The organism is Halopseudomonas aestusnigri, assembly GCF_002197985.1.
GTDB lineage: Bacteria > Pseudomonadota > Gammaproteobacteria > Pseudomonadales > Pseudomonadaceae > Halopseudomonas > Halopseudomonas aestusnigri.
On sequence record NZ_NBYK01000005.1, the window covers coordinates 164,624 to 185,124 of the forward strand.

The 20,501-nt window shown below is 60.5% G+C and carries 17 protein-coding genes; 3 read left to right on the top strand and 14 right to left on the bottom strand.

Translation table 11 applies throughout. The features are described from left to right. Positions 1–101: 101 nt before the first annotated feature. Positions 102–1,160 carry an enoyl-CoA hydratase/isomerase family protein gene (locus B7O88_RS09910; RefSeq protein ID WP_088275740.1) on the top strand — a complete coding sequence of 353 codons (1,059 nt, stop codon included), beginning with the start codon at positions 102–104 and terminating at the stop codon, positions 1,158–1,160. On the opposite strand, the gene B7O88_RS09915 is transcribed toward B7O88_RS09910, so the two are convergent. From B7O88_RS09915 to msbA, 5 genes are all read right to left on the bottom strand, one after another. Beyond that, positions 1,151–4,255, bottom strand: coding sequence for an error-prone DNA polymerase (locus B7O88_RS09915; RefSeq protein WP_200818444.1), 3,105 nt, complete (start codon positions 4,253–4,255; stop codon positions 1,151–1,153). The two genes, B7O88_RS09910 and B7O88_RS09915, sit on opposite strands and share 10 nt — an antisense overlap. Then, positions 4,231–5,640 (bottom strand): Y-family DNA polymerase, encoded by a 1,410-nt coding sequence (locus tag B7O88_RS09920; RefSeq protein WP_088275681.1) that lies wholly within the window; start codon positions 5,638–5,640, stop codon positions 4,231–4,233. The genes B7O88_RS09915 and B7O88_RS09920 overlap by 25 nt, the downstream gene beginning before the upstream one ends. 7 nt (positions 5,641–5,647) lie before the next feature. Then, a complete protein-coding gene (gene imuA, locus B7O88_RS09925) occupies positions 5,648–6,259 on the bottom strand; it encodes a translesion DNA synthesis-associated protein ImuA (protein ID WP_088275682.1) in 612 nt (203 codons plus the stop codon). A 278-nt stretch (positions 6,260–6,537) separates the two neighbouring features. Then, positions 6,538–7,968, bottom strand: coding sequence for a bifunctional D-glycero-beta-D-manno-heptose-7-phosphate kinase/D-glycero-beta-D-manno-heptose 1-phosphate adenylyltransferase HldE (gene hldE, locus B7O88_RS09930; protein WP_088275684.1), 1,431 nt, complete (start codon positions 7,966–7,968; stop codon positions 6,538–6,540). Between the two features lie 48 nt (positions 7,969–8,016). Next, the gene (gene msbA, locus B7O88_RS09935) at positions 8,017–9,804 is read right to left on the bottom strand and encodes a lipid A export permease/ATP-binding protein MsbA (protein WP_088275685.1); all 1,788 of its coding nucleotides are present in this window, start codon (positions 9,802–9,804) and stop codon (positions 8,017–8,019) included. A 109-nt stretch (positions 9,805–9,913) separates the two neighbouring features. Here msbA and B7O88_RS09940 point away from each other — a divergent pair, with 109 nt between their 5' ends. Both B7O88_RS09940 and B7O88_RS09945 read left to right on the top strand, forming a co-directional pair. Then, positions 9,914–10,510 (top strand): protein kinase family protein, encoded by a 597-nt coding sequence (locus tag B7O88_RS09940; protein ID WP_140418574.1) that lies wholly within the window; start codon positions 9,914–9,916, stop codon positions 10,508–10,510. A 17-nt stretch (positions 10,511–10,527) separates the two neighbouring features. Beyond that, entirely contained in the window at positions 10,528–11,094 is a 567-nt protein-coding gene (locus B7O88_RS09945) for a serine acetyltransferase (RefSeq protein WP_088275687.1), read from the top strand. A 26-nt stretch (positions 11,095–11,120) separates the two neighbouring features. Here the strand turns inward: B7O88_RS09945 and pseI are convergent, their stop codons facing one another. The 9 genes from pseI to B7O88_RS09990 are packed head-to-tail and all read right to left on the bottom strand — an operon-like array spanning position 11,121 to position 20,499. Next, positions 11,121–12,176: a pseudaminic acid synthase gene (gene pseI, locus B7O88_RS09950; protein ID WP_088275688.1), complete on the bottom strand. Its 1,056-nt coding sequence runs from the start codon at positions 12,174–12,176 to the stop codon at positions 11,121–11,123. Positions 12,177–12,188: 12 nt separating this feature from the next. Beyond that, the gene (gene pseH, locus B7O88_RS09955) at positions 12,189–12,704 is read right to left on the bottom strand and encodes a UDP-4-amino-4,6-dideoxy-N-acetyl-beta-L-altrosamine N-acetyltransferase (protein ID WP_235005767.1); all 516 of its coding nucleotides are present in this window, start codon (positions 12,702–12,704) and stop codon (positions 12,189–12,191) included. Further along, entirely contained in the window at positions 12,701–13,831 is a 1,131-nt protein-coding gene (gene pseG / locus B7O88_RS09960; RefSeq protein WP_235005766.1) for a UDP-2,4-diacetamido-2,4,6-trideoxy-beta-L-altropyranose hydrolase, read from the bottom strand. The genes pseH and pseG overlap by 4 nt, the downstream gene beginning before the upstream one ends. Beyond that, on the bottom strand, positions 13,801–15,828 hold the full coding sequence (locus B7O88_RS09965; RefSeq protein ID WP_088275690.1) for an aminotransferase class III-fold pyridoxal phosphate-dependent enzyme: 2,028 nt from the start codon (positions 15,826–15,828) through the stop codon (positions 13,801–13,803). Before B7O88_RS09965 ends, pseG begins: the two co-directional genes overlap by 31 nt. Then, positions 15,825–16,712 (bottom strand): aldo/keto reductase, encoded by an 888-nt coding sequence (locus B7O88_RS09970; RefSeq protein WP_088275692.1) that lies wholly within the window; start codon positions 16,710–16,712, stop codon positions 15,825–15,827. The genes B7O88_RS09965 and B7O88_RS09970 overlap by 4 nt, the downstream gene beginning before the upstream one ends. Next, a complete protein-coding gene (locus B7O88_RS09975) occupies positions 16,699–17,232 on the bottom strand; it encodes a GNAT family N-acetyltransferase (RefSeq protein ID WP_088275693.1) in 534 nt (177 codons plus the stop codon). The genes B7O88_RS09970 and B7O88_RS09975 overlap by 14 nt, the downstream gene beginning before the upstream one ends. Next, positions 17,225–18,385 (bottom strand): UDP-4-amino-4,6-dideoxy-N-acetyl-beta-L-altrosamine transaminase, encoded by a 1,161-nt coding sequence (gene pseC / locus B7O88_RS09980; protein WP_088275694.1) that lies wholly within the window; start codon positions 18,383–18,385, stop codon positions 17,225–17,227. Before pseC ends, B7O88_RS09975 begins: the two co-directional genes overlap by 8 nt. A 3-nt stretch (positions 18,386–18,388) precedes the next feature. Continuing rightward, the gene (gene pseB, locus B7O88_RS09985) at positions 18,389–19,387 is read right to left on the bottom strand and encodes a UDP-N-acetylglucosamine 4,6-dehydratase (inverting) (RefSeq protein ID WP_088275695.1); all 999 of its coding nucleotides are present in this window, start codon (positions 19,385–19,387) and stop codon (positions 18,389–18,391) included. Positions 19,388–19,398: 11 nt separating this feature from the next. Further along, positions 19,399–20,499 carry a hypothetical protein gene (locus tag B7O88_RS09990; RefSeq protein WP_088275696.1) on the bottom strand — a complete coding sequence of 367 codons (1,101 nt, stop codon included), beginning with the start codon at positions 20,497–20,499 and terminating at the stop codon, positions 19,399–19,401. Positions 20,500–20,501: the final 2 nt, after the last annotated feature.

Here is a 20,501-nt window from a genome sequence, read left to right on the forward strand (position 1 = left end):
CCACTCCCCTATACTGCGACACGCCCTAACGCCGCACGCGCACGCCTGTCTGCCGTGCGACCCGCTTTTGTCGTCCCGAGGACGGCCTGATGGAGATGTTCATGTCGGAGACAGCCACCCAACTGGTATTGATCGAACGCCGCGGCCATATCGGCCAGCTCACCCTCAATCGCCCGGCCGGGCTCAATGCGCTCAACCTGGACATGGTTCGTGTGCTGCACCGCCAGCTGGAAAACTGGGAAAGCGACGCACAGATTGCGGCTGTTGTGCTGCGCGGCACCGGCGAGCGGGCTTTCTGCGCTGGTGGCGACATCCGTTATATGTACGACAACTATCTGGCCGGCCGTCACCATGAGCCGGAAACCTTCTTCACTGAAGAATATGACCTTGATGCCTACATTCATGCCTACCCCAAGCCGATCCTGGCGTTGATGGATGGCTTTGTACTGGGCGGCGGTATGGGACTGGCGCAGGGGGCGAGCATCCGCCTGCTGACTGAACGCTCACGGCTCGGCATGCCGGAAACCGCGATCGGCTACTTCCCGGATGTAGGCGGCAGTTACTTCCTCTCACACCTGCCGGGTCAGTTGGGTATCTACCTCGGCATTACCGGTAATCACGTTAACAGCAGCGACGCCCTCTATGCCGGCCTTGGCGATCTGTGCATCAACAGCGCCAGACTCGGCGAGCTGGAAGCACTGATCGACAGCTTCAACCCGGCAGACGGCAGCCTGCGTGATCAGGTCGCCGCACTGGCGAACGCCGAACTGCCCGCGTCCGAGCTGAAGGCGCTGCAACCGGCCATTGACCTGCACTTCGCGCAACCCGACATCGCCACCATCCACGCTTCACTGGCCAGCGAACAGCGCCCCGAGTACCGCGACTGGGCCCAGCGCACTATCGAAATCATCGACAACCGCTCGCCGCTGGCAATGGCCGTCACCCAGGCCATGCTGCTGCGCGGTCGCACGCTGCCGCTGGCCGACTGCTTTGTCATGGAACTGCACATCGGTCGCCAGTGGTTCGAGAAAGGCAACATCATGGAAGGCGTGCGCGCGCTGATCGTCGACAAGGACAAGCAGCCGCGCTGGCAACCACCGCATATCGACCAGCTTGATGCGGCAATGGTCGAGGCCTTCTTCGACGGTTTTCAGCGGTAATCCCGGCTGCGCACATCGAGCTTGTGCAATAGCCCGGTCTGGTCGTGCAGCTGCCGGGCGATCACATGGCGCACCCCGTCGCGCGCCTCAAACTGCCCGCGCACTTCCAGCAGTCTTGAGCCACGCAGCACCGAGCGCTGCCGCTCGGCCAGATCGCTCCAGACGATCACATTGATCATGCCGAACTCGTCTTCCAGGGTGACAAAGGTCACCCCGGTGGCGGTCTGCGGGCGCTGGCGACCGATAACCAGCCCGGCCACCCGCACCGGCTGATCCGGCGCCAGGGTCAGCAGCTCACGCGAGCTGCGGCAACCCAGTTCACGCAGCTGTTCGCGCAGCAGCCCCAGCGGATGCGGCCCCATGCTGGTGCCGAGACTGGCATAATCGGCCTCCATATTCTCGACCACCGAAGGCTGCGGAATCAGCGCAGGGCTTTCAGCCTGATCGTGCTGCGCCTGCAGCAACGGCAGCTGCGGCTCGACTCCCGCCACCGCCCAGCGCGCACGAAAACGATTGCCCGCCAGCCCGCGCAGCGCTCCGGCATCGGCCAGTAGCGCGCGGGCACGGTTGCTTATACCACCGCGCTGGACCAGATCCGCCACATCGACAAAAGCCCGTTGCGTGCGCGCCTGCAGCAATCGCTCAGCATCGTCACGATTCAGGCCTTTCACCTGCCGCAGCCCAAGGCGAATGGCCGGTTGCGCGCCCTCCCGCTCGACCGCTTCCAGCGAACAGTCCCAATCGCTGCAGCGCACATCCACCGGCCGGATTTCGATCTGGTGACGGCGTGCGTCCTGCAGCAACTGGTCCGGGCTGTAAAACCCCATCGGCCAGCTGTTGATCAAGGCGCAGGTAAAGGCCGCCGGCTCGTGGCATTTCAGCCAACTGCTGGCATAGCTCAACAACGCAAAACTGGCGGCATGGGATTCAGGAAAGCCGTAGCTGCCAAACCCCTTGATCTGCTCAAAAATACGCTCGGCAAAGGCCTGACTGTAACCGCGCGCCAGCATGCCTGCGGTCAATCGCTGGCGGTGATGCTCCAGCCCACCATGGCGCTTCCAGGCGGCCATCGAGCGACGCAGTTCATCCGCCTCGCCCGGAGTGTAGCCGGCGGCCACAATTGCCAGCGCCATTACCTGCTCCTGAAACAGCGGCACGCCGAGTGTACGTTCGAATACTTGGCGCAATTCCGGTGAGGGATAGTCGACGGCTTCCTCGCCGTTACGGCGGCGCAGAAACGGATGCACCATGTCGCCCTGAATCGGCCCGGGCCGCACAATCGACACCTGAATCACCAGATCATAGAAACAGCGCGGGCGCAGCCGCGGCAGCATCGCCATCTGCGCCCGTGACTCGATCTGAAACACACCGACAGTATCGGCACGGCTGATCATTTCGTAGGTCGGCAAATCATCCTGCGGAATAGTTGCCAGCGTCAGATCGCGGCCACGATGGCGCCGCAACAGGTCGAAGGTGCGACGCAGCGCACTGAGCATGCCCAGCGCCAGTACATCCACCTTGAGCATGCCGACCGCGTCCAGGTCATCCTTGTCCCACTGGATTACCGTGCGCTCGGCCATGCTGGCATTCTCGACCGGCACCAGAGTATCGAGCGGCGCGTCCGATATGACAAAACCGCCCGGATGCTGCGACAGGTGCCGCGGGAAGCCGATCAGCTCGCCCGCCAGCGTCAGCACCCGGTGCAGCCAGGGATTGTTCACATCAAACCCGGCCTCGGCCAGCCGCTCGGCGCTGGGCAATTGCTTGCTCCAGCGGCTGCAGCAACGCCCAAGTTGATCGACCTGCTCCTGCGCCAGACCCATTGCCCGCGCTACATCACGTACCGCGCCCGCCGACAGATAACGGGTAACCACAGCGGTCAGTGCCGCCCGCTCACGACCGTAACGGCGGAAGATGTATTGAATGACCTCTTCGCGCCGCTCGTGCTCAAAATCCACATCGATATCCGGCGGCTCATCGCGCTCGCGGGAGATAAAGCGCTCGAACAGCAGATTGCTCCGATCCGGGTCGATCTCGGTAATCCCCAGCGCAAAACACACCGCCGAATTGGCGGCCGAGCCGCGGCCCTGACAGAGAATCTGCTGCTCGCGGGCGAAGGCAACGATGTCCTGCACGGTAAGAAAGTAGCTGTCGTAGGCCTTCTCCGCGATCAGCTCCAATTCATACTCCAGCTGCGAACGCACCTTGTCGCTGACCCCGTTTGGCCAACGCCAGGCCGCACCGCGCCAGGTCAGTTCACGCAACCAGCTGGACGGGGTATGCCCCTCAGGCACCAGTTCACGAGGATACTGGTAGCGCAGCTCACCCATGTCGAACTGACAGCGTGCGGCAATACGGCGGCTTTCGGCCAGCAGCGCCGGCGGGTAGATCGCGGCCAGCGCCGATAAACTGCGCAAGTGGCGCTCGCCATTGGCAAACAGCCGACTGCCCGCCTCCATCACCGTACAGTGGTGGCGCAGCGCGGTCAGGGTATCCTGCAGCGCCCGCCGCCCGCGCACATGCATGTGTACGTCACCGCTGGCGACACAGGGCAGACCAAGCCGTGCGGCCAGCCCCTGCAGCTGATCCAGCTTGCGTGCATCATCCGGCCCGCGGTGCAGTTCGACTGCCAGCCACAGACGCCCCGGCAGCAGCGGCTGCAGCTGCCGACCGTGCTCCTCATCCTGACCGTGGCGCGGCAGCCACAGGCCCAGCAAGCCGTCCAGCGCGTCATTCAGGTCCTCAAGCCGCAAACAGTACTGACCCTTTCCGGCACGACGGCGGGCAAGGGTCAGCAGCCGGCACAGGCTCTGATAGCCGGTCAGGTTCTCGACCAGCAACACCAGCTTGGGCCCGTTTTCAAGCTGAACCTCGCTACCGACGATCAGCTTCATACCGGACTCCTGCGCTGCCTGCCAGGCACGCACTATGCCGGCCAGGCTGGCCTCGTCCGTAATCGCCAGGGCGTCGTAGCCATGCTGCCTGGCGCGGGCAAACAGCTCCTGCGCGCTTGACGCCCCGCGCTGAAAGCTGAAGTTCGACAGGCAGTGCAGCTCGGCATAACCCACATTCATGCGAACCATCCGTGCACCCAGAATGGCCCGGGGCGTCCGGCGGCATGAAAGGCCCAGGCCCGGCGTCCGTCGCGGGTTTCGATCAGGTAGTAGTCACGCCGCACGTCCTCGCCATCCCACCAGCCGGATTCGATCCGCTCCGGCCCGGCCAGCACCCGCGGAAACAGGTCATTGAGCAACTCCGGCTCGGCCAGCAGCCAGCCCGGCCGCGGCCCGGGCGGTCGCGCAGCTGCGTCGCCCCGCTCCTGCGCCAGCCAACTGCGCTCGGGCCGGTGCTCATCCACCGCGGCCAGCGGCTGAACGACCTTGTCGCCCAGGCGTGCGCGCAGCCGTTCACAGACCTGCAGCCAGCTCTGTGACTGCTGCGGCCGATTACTGAACAGCTCTGCTGCGGCCGGTACAAAGCGCGGCAGATCTTCGGCGAGCAGGGTCAACGCCTGTACCGGCGCGGCCAGTTCGATACGCTCCAGCCGCCCCCGCGCCAACTCGAACAGCCGCTCTGGGTCACGCTCGGCCCCCAGCAAGCCGACCGGCACCTCGCTAGCGGGCTGGCGGCGGTGCTCCAGAAGCAGTGCAAAGCGCTGAACCCCGCAGTCTCGCCCGGCCAGAAAGGTCGCCAGATCACTGATCAGGCGCCGCAGCGGGAACAACAGCGAGCTGTTCGACTCAACGTCAAAGTTGAATTCGATGCGCTGACGAAACCGATCCGGCGGCTGATAGCAACTGAGCGCCAGCGGATGATGCCCCTGCAACTGATCAAGATGCGCCAGCAACTGGGGCGGGAAGCGTTTGGCCAGCCCGTCACGGGGCAATTCCAGCACCTGCTGCAGGCGGCGCAGGCCCATGCGCTGCAGGCTCTCAACCAGCACGCCCGGCAGGCCGCTGCGCGCCACCGGCAGACGCTGCAGCTCGGCTTGCAGCGTCTGCTCGTCTACCGCCAGCCCGTCTGCCACGTTGGTCAGCACCCGGGCCGCCAACGGGTTGGGCGCCAGCACCAGCCGATGCTGAAAGCCCAGCGCCTGCAGCTCGGCGCGCAGACGCTGCTCAAGTTCAGGCCAGGGACCGAACAAACGCAAACTGGAGGCCACCTCCAGCAACAGGGTGCGGGGGAAATCCAGACTCACATGACCACTGAAGCCGTACGCCCAGCTGGCCAGAAACTGTTGCCAATGCTCGATCTGTGCCGGGTCGTGCTCGACCGTATCAAAGCGCTCCAGCAACATGCGCGCGTGGGTCAGACTTTGTCCTGATCGCAGCCCATGAGCACGGGCCGACTCGTTAACTGCCTGCAAGACCCGCCGCTGTGGCGGCCCGCTGAGCAAAGCCAATGGCGCGTCGGCGTCCTCCCGGCTGCGCAGTACCGCATCCAGAGCCAGCTGGGGAAAGAGAATGCAAAGCCAGCGCATGATGACCTCAGAATGCTACCGGGACTGGCCGTACCGGAGGCACGCCACCGCGGCACTTGAGAACCCGCCACTGCCGAGGCTGGTTATCCAGCAGCAGACGCAGCGCTGCCGGTGAGGGGTTATCGGCAGCACGCCGATGGCGCAACACAAAAGCCAGCGTCTGGCCGCTGTCAGCCGCTACCTGCAGCCGTCGCAACGCCCGGTCATCGGCCTGCTCCGGCCAGCACAGTACGGCACCACAACTACCCGAGCGCAGGCACTGCTCAGCCGCCCAGAGCCGCTCGGCGCCGCTGACCTGCAACAACGAGACCTGCGCCAGCACTACACCCGCCGCCTGCCAGGCCGGGGCAAAGGGAACCGCTGGGGCGCCTACGAGTACGACCCGCTCACCCGCCTGCGTCAGCCGCGCCAGCAGCGGCCACAGCAGTTGCAGTTCGCCACTGCCGGGTGACCCCAGCAAAATCTCGTTCAGCGCAGCCAGTTGCCAGCCACCACCGGGCAATAGCGCATCCAGTTGCGCGTGCCCGGTTGGCTGCTCGGCAAGCGGCTCGCCCTGCTGTCGTCCGCGCCAGACACGGCGCGTTTCCAGCAACCGATCAAGTGCGACCACTGCGCCCATGGAAACCTCAGAAATATACTGTATATGCGTACAGCATATTTATTCGCATGGCGGTGGTCAATTGCAAACACGCAGGCACGACAAACGGCGCTTGAGGCAGCGCAGAAAAGTCAGGGAAGACATTCAGAACAGACACCCTGACAATGGCGTGGAAAGCCACCGCCAGGGCACAAGAGAAGCAGAGCGCAGGGCACCCTGATGAACCCGCTCCGGGTGGAGCAAGGCGAGCACAAACAGCCGCGGAGGCAGAACCCGGCTGCTGTGCTAATCCGGGCTAATCAGCCTTCGCCACGCTCGCGAATCTTTTCAACAATGGCTGTAGTCGAACAGCTTTCAACAAAGTTGAGCACCTTTACCTCGCCGCCGTAGGCCTGCACGATCGGCGCACCAACCACCTGATCAACGCTGTAGTCTCCACCCTTGACCAGCACATCCGGCTTGACCTGCTCAAGCAGCCGCTCAGGGGTGTCTTCGCTGAAGCTGATGACCCAGTCGACCGCCCCAAGCCCCGCCAAAACAGTCATACGGCGCTCGACACTGTTGATCGGCCGGCCCGGCCCCTTGAGGCGTGTCACCGACGCATCATCATTGATCGCCACAATCAGCCGGTCGCCCAAAGCGCGCGCCTCTTCCAGATAGCCAACGTGACCGGCATGGATAATGTCGAAGCAGCCATTGGTAAAGACCACCTTCTCGCCGTGGGCACGGGCATCATCCAATGCCTGCAGCAATTGCTCGACACCCAGCACACCGCGACCGCTGCCCTGCGCCTGCTGCACGGCACGACGCAGCTCCGGCGCACTGATCGCCGCCGTGCCAAGCTTGCCGACCACAATACCCGCCGCCAGATTGGCCAGCGCAACGGCCAGGGGCAGATCCTCACCCGCCGCCAGCGCCGCCGCCAGGGTAGAGATCACGGTATCCCCTGCGCCGGTCACATCAAACACTTCGCGCGCGCGCGCGGGCAAGTGCAATGCACCCTCACCCTTGCGCAACAGCGTCATACCCTGCTCGCTGCGGGTGACCAGCAACGCACCCAGGTCCAGCTCCTCAATCAGCGCCAGGCCCTTGTCGACCAGCTCCTGCTCACTCGCGCAGTGACCGACCACCGCTTCAAACTCGGACAGGTTCGGGGTAATCAGGCTGGCGCCACGGTAGATGGAGAAATCACAGCCCTTGGGGTCAGCCAGCACCGGAATACCGCGCTCGCGGGCTGCAGCAATCAGCGCCTGATGATTGACCAGCGCGCCCTTGCCGTAGTCCGACAGGATCATCACCTTGACCTTGTCCAGCAGACCGCGAACCGAGGCCAGCAAGGCATCGGCGTCGGTGTCAAAGCGCTCTTCAAAATCAAGCCGAATCAGTTGCTGGTGGCGGCTCATGACCCGCAGCTTGGTGATGGTCGGCAGCGCCTCGTGCTGCTGAAAATCACAGTAGACGCCTGCAGCATTCAGCCGTTGCTGCAGGCTGTGCGCCGCCTCATCCTTCCCGGTAACGCCCACCAGCCAGGCCGGAGCGCCGAGCGCTGCGATATTCAGCGCGACGTTACCCGCCCCACCAGGGCGATCCTCAATCTGATCGACCTTGACCACCGGCACCGGTGCTTCCGGCGAAATACGATTGGTCGGCCCATGCCAGTAACGATCCAGCATCACGTCCCCCACCACCAGAACCGGCGCGGAATCGAATCGGGGCATGCTCAGTTTCATTGTCTCGGTTACCTGTTTCAGCACCACGCACCCATGCGCATGGTGATATTAATGTTGTACGTCGCTCTCTTCCTCGAACTGCATGCTGTGCAGTCGGGCGTAATAGCCATTGAGCGCCAGCAGCTCCGCGTGCGTGCCGCGCTCAACGATCTGGCCCTGATCCATCACCATGATCACGTCAGCCTTTTCGATGGTGGACAGGCGATGGGCAATAACCAGCGTAGTACGACCCTGCATCACCCGATCCAGCGCAGCCTGGATATGACGCTCCGACTCGGTGTCCAGCGCTGAGGTCGCCTCATCGAGAATCAGCAAAGGCGCGTCCTTGAGCAGCGCGCGGGCAATCGCCAGACGCTGACGCTGGCCACCCGACAACAGCACCCCGTTCTCGCCAACCAGGGTATCGAAACCTTGCGGCATCAGCTCGATAAACTCCTTGGCATAGGCCGCCTCAGCCGCTGCTATCACATCCTCACGCGGCGCACCCGCCAGATCACCATAGGCAATGTTGTTGGCAACCGTATCGTTAAAGAGGGTCACATTCTGGCTGACCAGCGCGACCTGACGGCGCAGACTGCGCAGCGTCAACTCCTGGATCGGCACGCCATCAAGCAGAATGTCACCTTCGCTATGGTGATAGAACCGCGGAATCAGATTCGCCAGGGTCGACTTGCCGCTGCCCGAGCGACCAACCAGCGCGACCATCTGGCCGGGTTCGACACTGAAGCTGATATCCTTGAGCACCTGCTTGTCGGTATCGGGGTAACTGAATGACAGGTTACGCACCTCAATGCGGCCCTGCGCACGGCCAATATCCTGATGCCCCGTATCCACTTCCGGCTCTTCGTCCAACTGTTCGAACACGCTCTCGGCAGCGGCAATCCCCTTCTGGATATTGGCGCTGACCTCCGATAGCTGACGGATCGGCTTTGGCAGCAGGCCAGCTGCCGTGATGTAGGCCACCAGATCACCGGCCGTTGCATCACCACGCAGGAACAGCACAAGAAACATCACCGTTGCCATAGCACTGTAGGTCACCAACTGCAGGGACGGCGTAAAGACCGCGCCAGTGCGCACCATCTTCAGCCCGCGCTGACGGTTCTCCGTACTGGCCTTGAGAAAGCGATCAGACTCATAGCGCTCGCCACCGAAACTGCGTACCACCCGGAAACCGGAAATGGTCTCGGAGGTCACATGGGTTACATCCCCCATCGCGGTCTGAATCTTTTTGCTCTGCTTGCGAAACTTCTTGCTCGCGCTGGTCACCATCAGGCCGATGACCGGCAGAATCGCAATCAGCACCAGCGTCAGCATCCAGTTCATCCACAGCAGATAGAGGAACAGGAAAATCACTGTCATACCTTCGCGAAACACCACCTTGATTGCATCGGTGGCAGCCCCCGTGACCATGGTGACATTGAAAGTAATGCGGGAAACAAGATGGCCCGAGTTGTGCTGATCAAAATAACGGTTCGGCAGGGTCAGAAGATTGTTGAACAGCGCGGTACGCAGATCGTGCACCACGCCCAGCGACACCTTGGCAATAAAGTAATTACCCAGGTAGGAGCCAACGCCCTGGTAAAACGCGATGGCAATAATAAAGGCCGGAAAGCCCCAGATCAGCGGCACACCAAGAAACATGGCATTAGCACCGCTCTGCAGCCCATCAACAAAATACTTCAGCATCCAGGCCATCGCCGGCTGGGCCGACGCGAAGATCGCGAAGCCGATGATGCTCAGGGCAAAGGCCTTCCAGTAGGGTTTTACGTAGCCGAGCAGGCGCAGATAGATGCGGGCGCTTGAACGGGCAAAGCTTTCTTTGGCAGCGTCAGTCATGTGGCCTTCAATAGGTAAAACAGGTGGGCTGCAGTCTACCACAAGCCCCGAGAAGCAAAGCTTGCAAGCTGAAAGTACGATAAACTCCAGATTTTTCAGCTGGAACAGCATGATGCAGCGATTAAGTGAAGAGCAGTTCGAGTCATGGCGCAAAGACGCGCGCGTTCTTGAAAAGGATCGCTACGGAGAAAAGGTGCTGCTACTGGCCGACGGCACTATGCTCAAGCTGTTCCGCCGTAAAAGCTGGTTCTCGAAGACGCTGTTTTTCCCACCTGCCGAACGCTTTGCAGATAACGCTGTTGCGCTGCGCAGGCTTAACGTCCCCTGCCCGCAAGTAATTTCCACCTACAAACTGCTGAACCCCTACCGCAGCGTTGTACACTACTACCCGCTAGCCGGAGCAACCCTGCGCGGCATGCTACAAACTGAGCAGTCGCTAGATCAACTGGTGCTGTTCACTCAGTTGGCCGAGTTCATAACCAGTCTGCACGAAAAAGGCGTTTACTTTCGCTCACTGCATCTAGGTAATATCGTGCTGACGCCGGATGGACAGCTCGGTCTGATCGACATCTCCGACCTGCGATGCGTCGGGCGACCGCTTTCAAAAGGCATGCGCAACCGCAACTACCGGCATCTACTGAGATATCGAGAGGACTGGGTACTGGTAGATGAGTCGGTTCGCGCGCTATTTCCCCTATTCTCCTGAAAGGAGCTAAGCTGTCGATGCCAAATACCTTTGCCGAGCTTAAAGCTTTCTGGCACTACGAGATTCTTGGTGAGGACAAACGATTCTCATGGCGCAAGCTGCGCCGACGGGTCGCGCGCAACAACTCATACTACTGCCTTTTTTGGCTGCGCCTGTCACAGTACCTGCACAGTCGCCCGGGCCGCACCACGCTATCAATGGCCAAACGCATCAACAAGGGACTGGCGCGCAAGTACGGTGTCGAGATAATGCTAGGCGCCCAGATAGACAAGGGGCTGTGGATGGGCCACCCCACAGCTATCACGGTCTACTCCGGGGTTCGCATCGGGCGTGACTGCAACTTGCGCCAGTGCACCACCATCGGCTCAGTAGAGGCCAACAACAAACCTATTGAGCTTGGGCACAACGTTGATATCGGTGCGCACTGCTGCATCATCGGCAGCGGCATTCGCATCGGCAATAACGTGCGTATCGGTGCAATGAGCTTCATCAACAAGGATGTGCCGGATGATGTCACCTATATCACCCGTAAGGAAAACCACATCTATCCCAATCGCAGCGGCAGCCAGACGGGCGCAGAATAGAGTCTAGCCGCCCCATCCAGCGCCGCTCAGTCCAGTAATTCGAGGCTCAACGCCGTGCCAAAAGCAATATCGCGACTCGCACGGCGACCTATCACCTTGTCCAGCATTTTCGGTGGCAACCCAAAACCGGGGCGCACGCTACGTACGTTCTCCGCCGAAAATAGCTCTCCAGCCTTCACGTCACGAGTAACGTACAGCGAACGCCGAAAACGTGCGTTACCCTGCTCACTGGCCTTCCGTCCATAGTCAACATGCCCCAGCGCTCGCCAGGCCGTTTTGCTGTCGCGGCACAGCGCCTGCAACTCGACCGGCTCAAGCGAGAAGCTGTCGTCAGGACCACCACCACTGCGGTCCAAAGTGAAGTGCTTTTCAATGATCGACGCGCCCAAGACTACACTGGCAATCGCTGTGGTGTTATCCAGTGTGTGATCTGACAAACCGGTGACCAGACCAAAACGCTCACGCATGTCCGCCAGCGTGCGCAGGTTGTAGTCCTCGGCGGGAGCTGGATAGCCACTGACGCAGTGGAGAATAGCCAGCTCGCGGCAACCACCCTCGCGTGCAGCCTCTACCGCCTCGGCAATCTCATCGCTATCTGCCATGCCGGTGGAAATGATCATCGGCTTGCCCGTTGCAGCAACATAACGGATCAGCGGCAAGTCGATAGCCTCGAATGAGGCGATCTTGTAAGCCGGCGCATTCAGATCCTCCAGCAAGTCCACCGCAGTAAAGTCGAAGGGAGAGCTGAAGATGGTGATGTCGTGCTTGCGTGCGTGTTCGAACAGCGGCTTGTGCCAGTCCCAAGGCATATGCGCCTGCTGGTAAAGCTCATACAGGGACTGGCCATCCCACAACCCACCACGGATCTGGAAATCCTCGGTGTCACAGTTCAGGGTAATGGTGTCAGCGGTATAGGTCTGTAGCTTGATCGCATCGGCACCGGCGTGCTTGGCTTGCTCGATAATCTGTAGAGCAGTCTCCAGACTCCCATTATGGTTGGCCGACAGCTCGGCAATGATATAGGGCTCAGAGTCGAGGCCAATGCGTCGCCCTGCGATGGAAATACTGGGTGTACCAGACATGGAAAGCCTCCTTCAGCCTCGTACCTGCCACTCGGAATCGAGCAGGCCAAAGCAAATGACATCATGAAACTGCTGCCCATCGAAATGCTGATCTCGCAGCACCCCCTCCTGACAGAAGCCCATCTTGCGATGAAAATCGATTGAACGCTGGTTGAAACCCAGCGCCTGACCACAAATCTTATGTAACTGTAAACGCTGGAAAGCGAACTCCAGCGCACGACGTCCCAACCCCGTGCCGGTGCCGCGCGGCGCCTCCGGAGCGATATAGAATCCCCAGTCAGCCACCCGTCCAGCACCTTGCACAGTGAAATGCACGAAACCTCGAGGCTGATCGTCAACGTCATAAACCAGCAGGTGCCGCAACGGATCAAGCTCGCAACGGGCGAACCAGTCTCGGTGCTCCTTCTCGCCAATCTCGTGTTGGGTATACATGTAACGCCGCACGGATTCATGGTTACGCCAGCTGCGCACCAGTTCGAGATCAGGCTCGGCCAGCAGGCGCAGGCAATCCGTCTCGTTGTCCGTCATGCCAATGCCTCCATCGCATCCAAAACGCGGCTCACCCCAGCGCCGTCAACCAGCGCCGCAGCACGCTGACTCATGTGCTGGAGCTGCCCTGGGTCGGCAATTAGCGCCCCAAGCAGCCCAGGCAGAGACTCGGCCAGACTGTTCACCGATGGCAATAAGTGCACCGCGCCAGCAGCACGCAGTCCCTCGGCGACCAGTCGCTGGTTATCCGCCAACACAGCCATCAAGGTGGGCAGGCCCAGACAGCAGCGCTCCCACGCGGTCGCGCCTGCGGCGCCAATGGCAAGGTCAGCCTGCGCCATCACATACGCCATGTCACTCGCATCCACGCGCACCGTTACGTCAAGCGTCAAGGCCTGGCTCAACTGCTGCACCTCGGCCAGCCAGGGGGCCTGTCCGCCCATGATAACCGTCACCGCCAAGGCGTCAGCGCCGGGCGTCGCGGCCAAACCAAGCAGCACCTGGGCAGTGGCATTGTCCGCATCCACACCGCCCATGGAGACCAATATCTGCTTGAGCGGATATGGCTGCGCGGCGCGCCTGGTCAATGACGCCTCACGCTGCGCGGCAAAATCCGCACGCAGCAGGGCGTTGGCACTGCCGCAAAGCAGCTGGGCAGCGGCCGGGACCAGCGAACGATAGTCCTCGGGGCGCCTGCTATAGGTCTGATCCAGCAACAGATCGCAGTCGTGCGCACGATCAGCCAGGTCATCGATCACCATGACGTGACGACAGCATGCCCGCATACGCGATTCCCACTGCGTATCCAGCGCGTAATGATCGACCACCAACCAGTCACAGCCCACCGACTGCAAGACTGCAGCCGTATCAGCCGCATCCTGCTCGGCACTCACACCGAGCCAGTGAGCATGCGAGCCGGACACCGACTCAGGCTGCTGCACAGCTGCAGGCAAGGCGGTGATTGTAAAACCGCGTCCGTGGATGACATCCAGCAGGTGGCCGCGATGGCTGCGGCAGATGAAATGACAGTCATGCCCGGCAGCGCTGAGCGCATCGGCCAAGGTCAGGCAACGCATGACGTGTCCCGTACCGATCCACAGGGCGGCATCGGCACGAAAACAGATCTGCAGGCCCATCAGTTCAGCCGCTTGAACCCACCATGGCACACCGGCCCCTTGAGTAACGCGCCGACATCGCGGCCCTGCTCACACTCGCTGATCAGGGCAAAAACCGGATCCAGCGCGTCGAAGTAGCCATCAATCACCTCCTGACTATGCTCCATGCAGACGTAGACGGCATTGCTGGCGAGGTAGCCCTTAGCCAACATTTCCTGACTGACAAGCGTCTTGTACTGCAGCACGTTAGGGCTGCGGAACGAGAAACCGGTCAGCGCCGGGAGGCCCCAGTGATCTATTTCGATTCCATGGCGATCCGCCAGTTCCTGCCAACCATCGCGGATCGACAGGCCGGTCTGAGTGATGTACTCCCAAGAGCGCTCGCGCTCCATAACTTCGAGGGTCTTCAGCGCCGCAGTCGGGCCGACACGCTCAGTCCAGAAAGTGCTGCTGATGAAGGTTGTTTGCGCCGCCTCCATGATCTCGCGCCGCCCAATGGTGGCGGTGATGGCGTAGCCGTTACCCAGCGCCTTGCCGAACATGGCCATATCCGGCTCAACGCCGTACATCTTGTGCAGACCGCCAAAGGTCTGCCGGAAGCCGGAGGTACACTCGTCAAAGATCAGCACGATGCCACGATCAGTGGCCAGCTTGCGCACTTTGTGCAGGAAGTCATTCTCAGGCCCCATGTTGCGCACCACCTCCATCTTGATCACGCCAATATCGTGGCGATTGACCAAGGCTTCCAGCTCGGCGTAGTTGTTGTAGTTGAAGGGGAACACGGTGCCCCTGAGGTTACCCGGCACACCATTGGGCTCGAGCCCCGGCAACAGATGACCAGCCAGGTTCTCGTCGTCGCCCAGGTTGGCTGACAGATACCAGTCGTGCCAACCATGGTAGCCACAGACCGCCACCTTGTCCTTGCCGGTGGCAGCCCGGGCGATACGAATGGCCAGCGCGTTGGCTTCACCGCCGGAGCGGGCAAAGCGCACCATGTCTGCCCAGGGGTGCAGCTCGATCAGCTTTTCTGCCAGCCAGACTTCCTCGGGGCAGTTGAGCGTCGACATATTGCCGTTATCTATGGTGCCGCGCACCGCATCGTCGACCTCAGGGTGACCGTAGCCAAGAATATTGGTGCCCACTCCCATGATGCACATGTCGGTGTAGGCCTTGCCGTCCATATCCCAGACGGTGCACCCCTTGGCCTTGCTGAAATACGCCGGCCACTGCTCAGGAAGGAACATCTCTGCGCGCTTGGACAGCAGCATATTGCCGCCGGGAATGACCTGTTTGGCCCGTTTCCACAACTTTTGACCGGTGCCCATAGTGGCCCCCTCGTTACGTATCAGCGTTTGGTTGTCTTTGAACAGCGCCGGGCTGTTCTCCTGCAATGCCTTGACCTGCCGCCAGCTGAAGTGAATGTCCGGCGCAAAGTGCGCAAACACGCGGCGAATCACCTCTAGGTCCGCCGGCTCATCCACTGTCCAGCGCCAGCCTGACAGGTCTTGCTCATTCTGCTCTGCACCTACGCGGAAGTGGCCTGACTCACGCAGGTAAGGTGTGACATGCTCGTGATCGAAGGCCGCGTCCGTTTGCTTGCTGGCCTGCTCCAGCGCGCGCAAGCTGAACACTTCGATATCCAGCCCGTCCGGATAGCTCGGCGGAGCGACGTTACTGAAATAATCCACACCAGCAGCGCGGTAGCCCCTGATCATTTGATCGACCAATTCGGGATCAACCAGCGGGCAATCACCCGTGATCCGCACGATAACGTCAGCCTGATGTGCTCTGGCAGCCTGCAGATAACGTGCCATGACATCTTGTTCATCGCCCTGAACACAGGCAAAACCGAGCTGGCGTACACAGTCAGCCAGCGGCTCGTTACGTGCATCCACCGACGTCGCCACCACAATCTGATCGACCTCGCGGGCACGCGCCAGGCGCGTCAGCAATACCTCAATCATGGGTACACCGCCGATGGGCTTCATTACCTTGTCAGGCAAGCGGGTCGAGCCCATGCGAGCCTGAACGATTGCAACGGTTTTCATGCTGTTTTCCACAGTGCGGGGTTAAGCAATGCCGGGTCGGTAGCGCCGAGCTCGGCGGGCACCGGCGGGCAGTCACCTGCAGCCGCCTGAAGTATCTGCTGCCACTGCTGCGCGCTATCCACACCCACCACCACACGCTCGATAAGCGGCTGGTTGAGCGCGTAACGCAGGGTGGCTTGCAGTGGCGACAGTTGGTGTTCTTCCAGCCAACTGTCCCAGCAGTCCCAGAGTGACTGCCAGTGCTCAAAATGGGCGGGACGCTGCTTGCGGCTCATTAACAGCAGCCCCTGCAGAAACACCGAACGCACATGCAGCGCGGTCCCCTGCCGTGATAAACGCTGCAACCAACCGGACTCATCAAGACGGTGATCAATAATGTTGTAGGGTGCCTGCACCAGATCCAACGCAAAACGCTGGCACAGACGCTCCAGCTCTTCGGCATCATAGACCGACGCCCCGATACGCCCCGCCAGACCCTGCTCGCGTAGCCCCGCCAGCGCAGCGTACAGAGCATCACCCTGCGACTCAAGCAACTGCGCCGGACGGTGCAGCAACACCGCATCAACGCTCTGCAGCCCGAGCCGAGCAAGCGACTCAGCCAATTGGCGCTCCACCCAGCCGGACACGTCGTCGCAGGCATTAGGGATGGCCGACAGCTTGGTCACTACCTTAAAGCCGCTCAGATCAAACTCGCCCAGTACACGTTCGCTCTCACCGTACGCGATTGCGGTATCCAGGGTATCCACCCCAGACTCACGCGCACTGCCGAGAATCCGCCCTACCTCGTCGACACCCACCTGACCCTGCTGGTTGGCGATGCCATAGGGCAGGCCAAACTGAACAGTGCCCAGCGCTAGCTTTCCAGTCACTTCACGCATGCTCATTGTGCAATTTCCCGAGCCAGAAACAGCCCATACGCCGACCGTTCAAGGTCACATGTTCACGCATGAAACCCTCAACCGTATAGCCAGCCTTGAGAAATATGCGTAGCGACGCCAGGTTATCCTCGTAGCAGCCAGCCTCAAGCCGGTGCAGCGCTAACGACTCGAAACCATAGGCCGTAATCAGGCGCACAACCTCGCTGGACAGTCCCTGCCCCCAACATGCCTTGTCACCAATAAAAAGGCTGACCTGACCGCGCCGGTAGTGGCTGTTGACGAAGCCCAACTTGACGTTGCCCACGTGTCGGTCGCCCAGTTGCAGGAAGATGCCGAACAAATGGCTGGCCGGGTCCGCATTGCAATGTTCTATAAACGCGCGACAGCTTTCAACGCTCTGCGGACTGTGCCGGGTCTCGAGGTACTGGTTGACCTGCGGATCATTCATCCAGTCCGCATAGGTCTGGGTGGCGTCTTGTGCACTCAACGGGCGCAGGTAGACACGCTCGGTGGCGAGTTTAACCATGACAGACCTCGGTCAGAGTCGCGATCACCTCATCCTGCTGCGCTTCAGTCAAGGAGTGGTACATCGGCAAACTGATGGCCTCTCGGTAATACGCCATTGATTGCGGAAAATCGTCGGCAGCAAACCCCATGGCCGCGTAATACGGCTGGGTGTGTACCGGAATGTAATGCAGATTTACCCCGATACCACGCTCGCGCAGTTGCTCGAACACCTCACGATGGCTCAAGGTAATCCTCTCTAGCTGCAGACGGATTGGGTAGAGATGCAGACCGGAGTAACTGTCGGCGTGTTGCCAGGGACAGGTGACGGGCAACGCCGCCAGCAGCTGATCATAGCGGCGGGCGAGCGCGTGGCGGCGAGCAACAAAGTCGTCCAACCGAGCCAACTGGCTGACACCCAGCGCCGCCTGCAGTTCGGTCATGCGGTAATTAAAGCCCAGTTCGATCTGCTGGTAATACCAGGGGCCGTCAGACTCACCGACCATCAGCGACGGATCACGGGTAATGCCGTGGCTGCGGTAGAGCGCCATGCGCGACGCGAGCGTTTCGTCATTGGTGACCGCCATTCCTCCTTCGGCGGTAGTGATGATCTTCACCGGATGAAAGCTAAAAATAGTGATGTCACTAAAGCGACCACTACCGACATACTCACCCTTATAGCGCCCGCCGATGGCGTGCGAGGCATCCTCGATCACGGAAAAGCCAAAGCGTTTGGCCAGCGCGCCAATGGCCTGCATGTCACAGGGCTGGCCGCACAAATGAACCGCCACCACTACCTTGGGCAGCCGCCCCTGCTTTTCGGCGTCAATCAGCTTGTGCTCAAGGGCCACCGGACACAGATTGTAGGTACGTGGATCGATGTCGACAAAATCCACTTGCGCCCCACAGTAAAGAGCGCAGTTAGCCGATGCCACAAAGGTCACCGGAGTTGTCCACAGCCAGTCACCCTGCCCCAGCTCTAGCGCCAGACAGGCGATATGCAGCGCCGAGGTCGCACTATTGACCGCCACCGCGTGAGCCGCACCGACCTTGCGGGCCAGCGACTGCTCAAATTGCGGCACCATGGGGCCTTGCGTCAGAAAGTTCGAGCGCAATACGGCGACTACCGCCTCGATATCCTGCTCGCTGATCTCCTGGCGTCCGTAGGGGATCATTTATCAGATACTCCCGATCTTTTCACGGTTGGCGTCGATCCACTCCTGCAGCTGAGCGTCAGTCATCCACTCGCTGTTGTTGTCACTGGCGTAGACAAAGCCCTCAGGCACCTTCTTGCCATCCTTGATCCGCTTGGCGCAGGTAGCCCACTCGTGGATGGTCGGGAGAATTTTGAAGTGCTCCGGGTACTCGTAGGTGTAGTAGGCATCTTCAGCGCTGATCATTTGCTCGTGCAGCTTTTCGCCTGGACGAATACCGATAACCTCCTGACGGGCATCCGGCGCAACGACCCGCGCCAGATCGGTCACTTTCATCGAGGGAATCTTCTTCACGTAGATCTCGCCCCCCTCCATGTCAGCAAAGGCATGCCACACCAGCTCAACGCCCTCCTCCAAGGAGATCATGAAGCGCGTCATGCGCTGATCGGTAATCGGCAACACCCCCTTGTCTTTGATCGACATGAAGAACGGAATGACCGAGCCGCGCGAGCCCATGACATTACCGTAGCGAACCACTGAAAAACGGGTACCGTGCTCACCCGAGTAGGAGTTGCCGGCAACAAACATCTTGTCGGACGCCAGCTTGGTCGCGCCGTACAAGTTGATCGGCGAGCTGGCCTTGTCGGTCGACAGGGCCACAACACCTTTGACGCCCTTGTCGATACAAGCGTCGATCAGGTTCATCGCGCCGTTGATGTTGGTCTTCACACACTCGAACGGGTTGTACTCGGCGGTAGGAACAATCTTGGTTGCAGCAGCATGGACCACATAGTCCACGCCGTCTAGAGCCCGGTACAGGCGGTCCTTGTCGCGCACGTCGCCAATAAAGAAGCGCAGGCGTGGATCGCCTTCGTATTTTTTGGCCATGTCCCACTGTTTCATTTCATCACGGGAGAAAATGATGATCTTCTTGGGGTTGAAGCGCTCCAGCGTCATGGGGACAAAGGTGTTGCCGAACGAGCCAGTGCCGCCGGTAATGAGAATGGTCTTGTTGGTCAGCATGGGAATCCCCTTCAGAGCAGATGCGTTTGGATGGCACGAGCGACCCGCTCGTTGGCCATGCGATCACGAGAGCCAAACACCCAGGAGAAATAACGCTCACGTTGGGCGGCATAGGCAGTCTGATCGGTCAGGGCCTTATCTAGTACAGTTGAAAAATCCGGTGTCTGATCACCGATATAAAGATTAGGTCCGCAATCATACAGGGTCAGCAACCGCGATAGGTCATCAGGGTGCATGGCTTCACGCTCGCCAATCTGACGAATGACGTCTCGCGAGCACTCGGGCGTTTCTATCATCAACTGCGGAACATCATAAAACAGCGCTTCCTCGCTGGGCGAGTTGGCATCCGAGACCACCAAATCCGAGACTGACAGCACCTCCGACAGTGCGCACTCACTCAAATCCAGAAACACATTGCCTCGCGCCTCAATCAGAGCACGCACCCGTTTGAAGCTGTCCCTATCGGCACGACGAGAGGTCAGAGACTGGCTCGGATGGGGACGCAGGATCAAATTGAAATGCGGCGCCGCTGTGTTTACCAATTGTTCCGCTGCGCGCTGCCAGGAGCCGAATCCCCGCCGACTAGAAGTGTAGAGCACAGTCTGACGCTGAGGATCAAGCCCCAGTCGCTGCAAGACCGTTGATCGCTGCTGTACCGAGCGTTCAGGATACTCGCAAAACGGCAGAAACCCAGTATCTACAATATTCAGCCGCTCCGCCTCTGGAAAGCGCTCAAGCATCCCTTTCATACGCGGCCCAATGGCACAGAGCAGGTCAAAGTGACTATTGCGCAACAACGCCTCCCTACTGAGCATCATGTAGGTGCCGTGAAAGACCGTACCCTTTTTTGCCCCGTACGGTTTAAGAAAGCTACCATATGGCGAGCCGGTAACAATCGCGTCTGCATCCTTCAATAGCCGGTTGCCGCGCACCAGAAAACCGAATCGCTTGGAATAGCGCGCAACCTCAAGCTCAGGGTACAGGCGCCGAAAAGCACGCAGAGTCGAAGTGCGGCTGGATACAAAGGTTCCAGGTAATACACGTGCGACCTGGGCCAGGTGCGGAACCGCCTGAAACATCTTTGAGAAATAGACAACGCCATCCGCAGTCATCG